The following is a 7,626-nucleotide window of genomic DNA, read 5'->3' on the forward strand; positions in this document are numbered from 1 at the left end:
TTGACACCTATGGAATTTCAACAGCAAAACTTATCTTAACTTTGCGAAAAAGTGGTCTAAATAAGCGTATGCACTTCAAGGCGTTGTCTTGAAGGCATGATGTTTGTTCCTTACATGGTCATCCGGTGAGGGTGAGGACGTAACGCAACCAGAATCCTTTGTATAACCCATGAGGAGACTTAATTCTTCGCCGGTGCGACATAGTATTGTTTTAGATAGGATATTTTGAGAAAAATATAGTAATGATTTTCTTTCCAGGGAGCCTTTCTGCAAAATAATCTCCGAGCGTTTAAGTGTTGACACAAATAAATCTAAAGTTAACCCACTTTAACACCTTAGCTTGCAAATAGACTAGGGGGTGCTTGGCTTGGAGGTTGAAGCAAACTAATTGGTATGAATGGATTTGTGGGTTGCTCCACTTGTTGTGGAGATCCTATTGCGAAACCTTCAAATGAGTAAAGTTCCGTTTCGCTTTGAAATCCAGATGGATTTTTCTCCATAGGTGAAGCAGGCATTTGTCTATCGTGTTGTTTTAACATTGCAGCAATATCTTTTCGTAATTTAATACCAGTTTGTTCCTCAAAGCCAGCGACGCTCTGATAGTCGTTACCAAAAACAGCAGTAATATCTATGCCTTTGTTCACTGCATCTGTTAAGCTTGCTTTGGCTTTTTCCCATTCCTGTTGGTGCAACCAAGCTTTTGCGCGATTGTAATAGGCTGGTGAATAATCGGGATCTAATCTTAGTGCTTTCGTATAGTCTTCGCGTGCTCGACTAAACTCGTTATTGCCGAAGTAAGCCAGACCACGATTATGATAAAATGCTGGCTCACTCGAGTTTAAATTTATTGCCTTACTATAATTTTCAATAGCTGCATCAAAATCGCCCTTGTTTCCATAAACGTTGCCAAGGTTGTTATAAGCTGCAGCATTATCTTGCTCCAATTTTACTGCCTTGTTTAAGTCATTAATTGCGAGACTCATCTTGCCTGTATCACCGTAAGCAACGCCGCGATTGACATAGGCGTTGATATGATCTGGATTAAGTTCTATCGCCTCGGTATAGTCCCTGATCGCCAATTTAAGTTTTCCTATACTATTGTAACCAATAGCGCGATTAAAATAGATATCCGCATGATTGAGACCAAGTCCTATCGCCTTCGTACAGTCCCCGATAGCTTTGTCTATCTCACCTATAAGACCGTAAACTGCCCCTCGAGTGGCATAGGTCTCCGCATCATTGGGGCTGAGTTGTATGGACATCGTATAATCTGTAATAGCCAAGTCAACATCACCTTTGCGTAAATAAACATTACCACGATTATGATAGGGCGCGGCAAGCCTTGGATCAAGTTGTATTGCGATCGTAAAATCTGTAATAGCATGGTCAAATTCGTCTTTGTTACCATAGGCGACACCTCGATTTATATAGGCTGAAGCATGATCGGGTTGGAATCGAAGGACGATGGTATAGTCTGTAATAGCATTATCCAATTCACCTTTTGCGCTATAAGCGATACCGCGATAAAAATAGTACTCAACACGATGGGGGTTGAATTTTATCGCTATGTTATAATCTGCGACAGCATTGTCAAAATCGCCTTTGCCGCTATAAGCATTGCCACGTTCATAATAAGTATTGGCATTAAAGGGTACTAATTCTATCGCTTTCGTACAATCCGCAATAGCCAAATCAAACTCACCATTATTATTATAAGCGACCCCACGAATTAGATAGGCATCGGCAGCATTCGGGTTACGTTCTAATGCTTCTTCACAATCTGTGATAGCAGAGTTATAGTCTTCTGTAAGGCTATAAGCAATCGCGCGGGTGATATAGAGGTGAGCGGCATTCGGATTGAGTTCTATTACCTTCGTGCAGTCAGCGATAGCAGAATCAAAGTCGCGTTTAAGTACGTGAGTATGACCGCGAACAACATAAGCATCAATGTAATCCGATCTCAGTGCTATTGCCTTGCTATAGCTTGCAATAGCTTTGTCAAGTTCCCCCTTGCTGCTATAAGCATTGCCACAAAGCATATAAACATCAACATAATCTGGCTTCAACCGTATTGCCTTGTTATAGTCTAAAATGGCAAAGTCAACCTCATCTTTGCTGTTGTAAGCGTTACCGCGAACTAAGTAGGCATCAGTAGCATCGGGATTAAGCTGTATTGCTTTGTCACAGTCCTCAATGGCACGATTAAACTCATTTTTAATAAAATAAGCGTTGCCGCGATGGTAATAGGCTTCGGCATAGTCCGGGTCGTATTGGATCGCCTTTGTGAAGTCTTCAATAGCCCTATCAATGTCGCCTTTGGCACCATACGCTATGCCACGACCATAGTAAGCTTTAGCGGGTTGGCGAGTCCAGAAAATCGCTTCGGTATAATCTTCAATTGCGAGGTCAAACTCGCCCATTTTACGGTACACATTACCTCGGTAGATGTAAGATAAGGCAAAATTTGGTCTCAAGTCAATGGCTCTGCTATAGTGTTTGACAGCTTCTTCATAATGCGTCGTTTTCACTGGATTAGCCATTCTCTGAATCTCCTCTTTGCTCACGGGTTAAACCTATATAATGCGCCTTGTATACTTCCAGATGGATGTTTTGATCCTTAATGAAGCCATGAATGTCATTGTAGACAGCTTCAACAGATATACCGTGAGAATTTCGCAAATGCCTTAGTATAGGTTGTTTGAGCATCGCCGGAATATCAATTACATCATCCTCGTTTGGACTAATAAAGCCATCGGGATGTCTAATAAATATGCTCTTTTGAGCAATAACACGATTTATTGGCTCGTAAGGTTGTTCAATGTAGGAATTTATTAGCTCCTTTTTTTGCAAGATAACTCTGCCGTTTTTGCTAAAACTCTCCTTGCCAAAAGGGTCATTACAAGCTGTAATATTTTTGCCAATGGAAACTTGACATGCCATAAAGAGTGCTATGAGATAATCCTCCGTGAAATCAATCAGGTTGGTTTTACCTCCGTAATGTTGGATTTCGGTGAGGCGTTCTATCTCGCTAGCTGGTTTTCGGGAAAATTCTTTAGCCGTTTCCAGCATCGCGCTTTGGAGTTCCTCTATATCAAAGTGTTCCGCCTCCACATCAAAGTTGCCGTCCTTCAAAAACTCGCGGTAGAGGTTTGAAGAAACTTTTCCATAATAAGGATATTCCTGATAGTGTTCCGGTTCGCCACGGTAAAGATATTCCCCAGTATCCGCTTTTTCTTTTATTTTTCGGAGTATGTCATCAACCGTACTTGGCTCGTTTAGTTTTTCTTTGTCCATTCACTTTCCTTTACGATCACAATGCTGCTTAAAATAGTAACACGTTCCACAAAGCAGGTCAACTGAATTTAACAGCGTGAACGGTCGCGAGCTGGAGCTCGCTCCTACAGTATTCTGCTTGAATTATTCCCTCCAACGTGCTATGCTGATTCCTATCAATACATACAACACAAAGGAAACAGTATGCCTGAAACCAGACCTAATATTTTACTTATTACCAGCGATCAACAGCAATCCAGACCCCGCACTTGGATGCATTGGCACAGCAAGGCACACTCTTCAATAGAGCCTACTGCCCGAACCCGACCTGCACACCGACTCGTGCATCTATTATCACTGGAAAATATCCGAGCCAACACGGTGCCTGGTCCCTTGGCACAAAACTCTCTGAAGATGAGCATACCGTCGGTGAAGACTTCACGGATGCGGGGTATCGGACTGCTCTCGTCGGAAAAGCCCATTTTCAACCGCTCCATGGGACTGAGGAATTCCCTTCTCTCGAGTCCTATCCTATCCTCCAAGATTTGGACTTTTGGCGAAGTTTCAATGAACCGTTTTACGGGTTTGAACACGTTGAACTCGCACGTAATCACGCCGACGAGGCGCACGTCGGACAACACTATGCCATCTGGATGGAGGAAAATGGCTGCACAAATTGGCGCGACTATTTCGCACCGCCGACAGGAAACGCTCGCGGTCAATATCGTAAATGGCCGATTCCTGAAGAATACCATTACGATACATGGATTGCGGAACGGACCAATGCACTCATGGAAAATTATCAGCAGAACGGTGAAAACTTTTTCCTTTGGGCAAGTTTCTTCGATCCACATCCGAAATACCTCGTTCCAGAGCCGTGGGATACGATGTACGACCCAGATGCGTTGACAGTGCCTTCCGTAACCGAAGGAGAACATGATAACAATCCGCCGCACTTTCAACTCACGCAACAAGAAAAGCCAGACTTCTCCGCTTGGCGCGAAAGCGGAAAGGGTGTACACGGTTTCAACTCACACTTACGCGATCGGGATGAACTCGCCAAAGACATTGCTGTCTATTACGGCATGGTGAGCCTGATGGACAAGTATATCGGGGAAATCTTGGCGAAACTTGACGAATTAGGGCTGGTAGAGAACACGTTAGTCGTTTTCACATCCGACCACGGACATTTTTACGGACAACACGGTCTTGTCGCAAAGGGGGCATTCCACTACGAAGATGTCATTCGGGTGCCGTTTATAGCACGGTATCCAGGGGTTGTGCCTGCGGGGAGACACTCCGATGCATTACAGACGCTGGTAGACTTAGCACCTTCATTCCTCAGTGCCGCTGATATCGACGTTCCGCTATCAATGACAGGTGTCAACCAGATGCCAGTCTGGTCGGGACAAGAAGAACAGGCACGCGACCACATCATCGTCGAAAACCACCATGAACCGACAACGGTACACGTTAAAACCTACGTTGATGATCGTTATAAACTCACCGTCTACTATAACCGAGCGTATGGGGAACTGTTCGATCTGCAAGCGGACCCTGGAGAGGTCAATAACCTGTGGAATTCCCCTGAGCATGCGGCGTTAAAGGCGGATTTGGTGATGAAGTTGCTCTTCGCGGAAATGGGGAAGGAACCGTTGTTGATGCCGAGGACTTCGGGAGCATAGACGGAGCAACACTACACCAACACCATTCATAACGATTGAAAAGGAGGAAGCAATGCGATCCAAAAAATTGAGAGACTTTCTATGCCTCTTCCATATCCTTCTGTGTGCTATGGTCTTTAATCAACAGAGTTTTGCTGGCACATGGACAGACGCATTTGAAGACGACAACACGCACGGCTGGGAAATCATCAATAATATTAACAACAGCGCGAAATGGTGGATTGATAGAGGTGAGGCAGTGTGTGAGACGTTTGCTTCCAATACCCCCAGTACATTGGCAACAGGTGAGGTCGCTTGGAGAAATTACTCGTTTTCATGCAAAGCCAAATTAGATAAAGCCAAGGACGAACCAGCTACCTTCGGAATTATACTTCATCATCGGTGGGAAGAATTCTCTTTCTATGCCTTCCGAATTTTGTACCCGTGGAAGATCGTCCATATTACAAAGTATAACCCAGGCAAAGCATCAATACTCGGTGAGTTCGACTTCGCAGCAGAACTTGATACATGGTATACCCTCACCACCTCTATTGACAGTAGGGGAAAAATTAAATTTAAAATTGACGATGTGGTGTTCACAACTGTTGATGCTGACGGAATAGAAAATGGGAAAGCAGGACTTGTAGTTTCCAATGCCCAAGCCCGGTTTGATGATGTCGAAATCACGGGAGATACTGTTCCGAACGGCGGCCCCGGAACGCTCCCTGTAGAACCAAGCGGTAAACTCGCTACTACATGGGGAAAACTCAAGCATCAATAACAGGGAGAGAAACGCGCTCATCGGAGAAAAGGCAATCAATATCGCCGTCTCCAATGCCAACTGTCGCTGCCTGAAATAAGCGGACGGATGTCTTCCGGCAATGTCTCAACAAACTCAGGACTGACCTCGTTGCCGGGCCATTCACGCACCATCGGCGGTGTATAGCCAGAGATGAGGATGACGCGCTCTTTATCACTACGGATGGCAGTCGTGCTGTGGATCAACGCCTCGGCAAAAAGCAATACGGAACCGGCTGATGCTTCGACTTGGTAGATGAGTTTGTCGTCAGAGAGTGCCGCTTCGATCATCTCTTTTGGATCCCACGTTAAACGGTGGCTTCCGGGTATAACGCACGTCCCACCATCGTCGGGACCGACATCGGTGAGGTAGGCGAGTGTTTTGACAAAGATACAGTGAAACTTGTTCTGTTCCACATAGGTCCCCCACCCGTGTTGCGTCCCACGATGAAACCCCGTTGGGTTATAGCGGCGTTTATAGAGTTCGTCCAATTCTATCTCTGGATTCCGACTATTAATGATCGCTTCGGTTTCCTCAAGACGGATTGCCCCACCCACTACTTCTTCAACGAGAGGCACCAATTGCGGATGCGCCGCGTATTCTAAGAGTGCCGGATCATACGCAACGAGGTTGCCGAAAAGCACATGGTGTTCGCTTTTCCCTCGGGCATAGACGCGTGTGGCATCCAGATTTTCGTCGGCTTTCATCCTATAGAGCGCGCCTTTCATGCGCTCAATTTCATCGTCGTTGAGGACATTCTCCAATAACACAAAACCGTAGATGTCAAAATGGAGTCGCTGTGCCGGCGTTAGACTGACCGTTTCGCTGTTCTTCATATTCTAATTTTCCTTGCGGTTCGTTCAGGTAGGTTACGACTTGAAAGCCCTTTTCGTAGCCCGCTCTCCACGACGTTCCAAGCTGCGTGCTCTTGTCTAATCGTGAATGAACAGATTCCCAAATCCAGATAAATTAAAAATCGCTCCTACAATCCTCGCTTAACATGTCCCCAGAATGTAGTGAGTTTTCCGTTTGGATCAACGGCAAGGTCGAGTGGATCTGCCCCTTCATAGATAAGTAAATCATCAACGTAACCGGGGGCAGTTATTCCCCATGTATAGAAAGCGACCCACTTGGCAACGGGACCGAGTGCAGCATTCCGAAAAGGAAGCCCCTTTTCCGACTTGGCACCCAAGGCATCGTTTCTATCGTCTCCCACGTAGAAATCGAATTCGCTTTTACCGACATCAGCGATAACGCGGACGTATTTCCATGTATCGGTTTCAAAGTCGCCAATAAGTTGCCACGCCGCGCCATCGTAAAGCCGGACAATGCCAGCGTCCCAGTTGATGTAGGTGCACCCGGTGTTTTCGCCAATGCCATCAGCAGTAGCGACTTTGAGATTGAAAGACCTACCACCGCCCTCAATATAAACCCAGAATTCGACTGAAATAATAGGATTTTCGGTTTCTATCGGTATGCCGAGTCCATCTCCGTCTCCACCGCCCAAAATAGCGAGTGCTTTTTTATCGGTTTTGACAGTGTCGCCAGAAATTTCAAAGTCCCCGCCAATTGCCTCCCAATCTTTGGGCGGATCGCCGACCGAGAATTCCTCAAACCCGGTTTGTAGGTACACCTCTTGGGAAATAGCAGTTTTTACGATAGCAAGATTTAAAACGATAACAACAATCAACAAAAAATAATAGCCAAAGCCAACACGTTTATTTTGGATCATCTTTCACTCCTCCATCCAATTTTTTATCGTATTTCGGTGTCAAAACCCCTGAATTCATTCGGGGGATGTAGACACCGCTCTCTTGGAAAGGACCAAAACGTTCATTTTTTCCTTGACATTCAGTCTAAAATGTGGTTTAATAGGAGTGTATTCGGCAT

At 45.3% G+C, this 7,626-nt stretch carries 5 protein-coding genes and 1 pseudogene; 2 read left to right on the forward strand and 4 right to left on the reverse strand.

What is annotated here, in order from left to right; translation table 11 throughout:
• Positions 1-335 precede the first annotated feature (335 nt).
• The gene (locus J4G07_21550; protein MCE2416571.1) at positions 336-2,540 is read right to left on the reverse strand and encodes a tetratricopeptide repeat protein; all 2,205 of its coding nucleotides are present in this window, start codon (positions 2,538-2,540) and stop codon (positions 336-338) included.
• A complete protein-coding gene (locus J4G07_21555) occupies positions 2,533-3,294 on the reverse strand; it encodes an FRG domain-containing protein (protein ID MCE2416572.1) in 762 nt (253 codons plus the stop codon). Before J4G07_21555 ends, J4G07_21550 begins: the two co-directional genes overlap by 8 nt.
• Positions 3,295-3,477: 183 nt before the next feature.
• On the opposite strand from J4G07_21555, the pseudogene J4G07_21560 reads away from it, so the two are divergent.
• Positions 3,478-4,958 (forward strand): annotated as a pseudogene (locus J4G07_21560) (sulfatase-like hydrolase/transferase).
• A 52-nt stretch (positions 4,959-5,010) separates the two neighbouring features.
• The gene (locus tag J4G07_21565; protein ID MCE2416573.1) at positions 5,011-5,718 is read left to right on the forward strand and encodes a hypothetical protein; all 708 of its coding nucleotides are present in this window, start codon (positions 5,011-5,013) and stop codon (positions 5,716-5,718) included.
• A gap of 35 nt (positions 5,719-5,753) precedes the next feature.
• Here the strand turns inward: J4G07_21565 and J4G07_21570 are convergent, their stop codons facing one another.
• Both J4G07_21570 and J4G07_21575 read right to left on the reverse strand, forming a co-directional pair.
• Complete coding sequence (locus tag J4G07_21570; GenBank protein ID MCE2416574.1) at positions 5,754-6,572, reverse strand: phytanoyl-CoA dioxygenase family protein; 819 nt, start codon at positions 6,570-6,572, stop codon at positions 5,754-5,756.
• 146 nt (positions 6,573-6,718) lie between these two features.
• Positions 6,719-7,468 carry a hypothetical protein gene (locus J4G07_21575; GenBank protein ID MCE2416575.1) on the reverse strand — a complete coding sequence of 250 codons (750 nt, stop codon included), beginning with the start codon at positions 7,466-7,468 and terminating at the stop codon, positions 6,719-6,721.
• Positions 7,469-7,626: the final 158 nt, after the last annotated feature.

The sequence above is a fragment of the Candidatus Poribacteria bacterium genome (assembly GCA_021295715.1).
Lineage (GTDB): Bacteria > Poribacteria > WGA-4E > WGA-4E > WGA-3G > WGA-3G.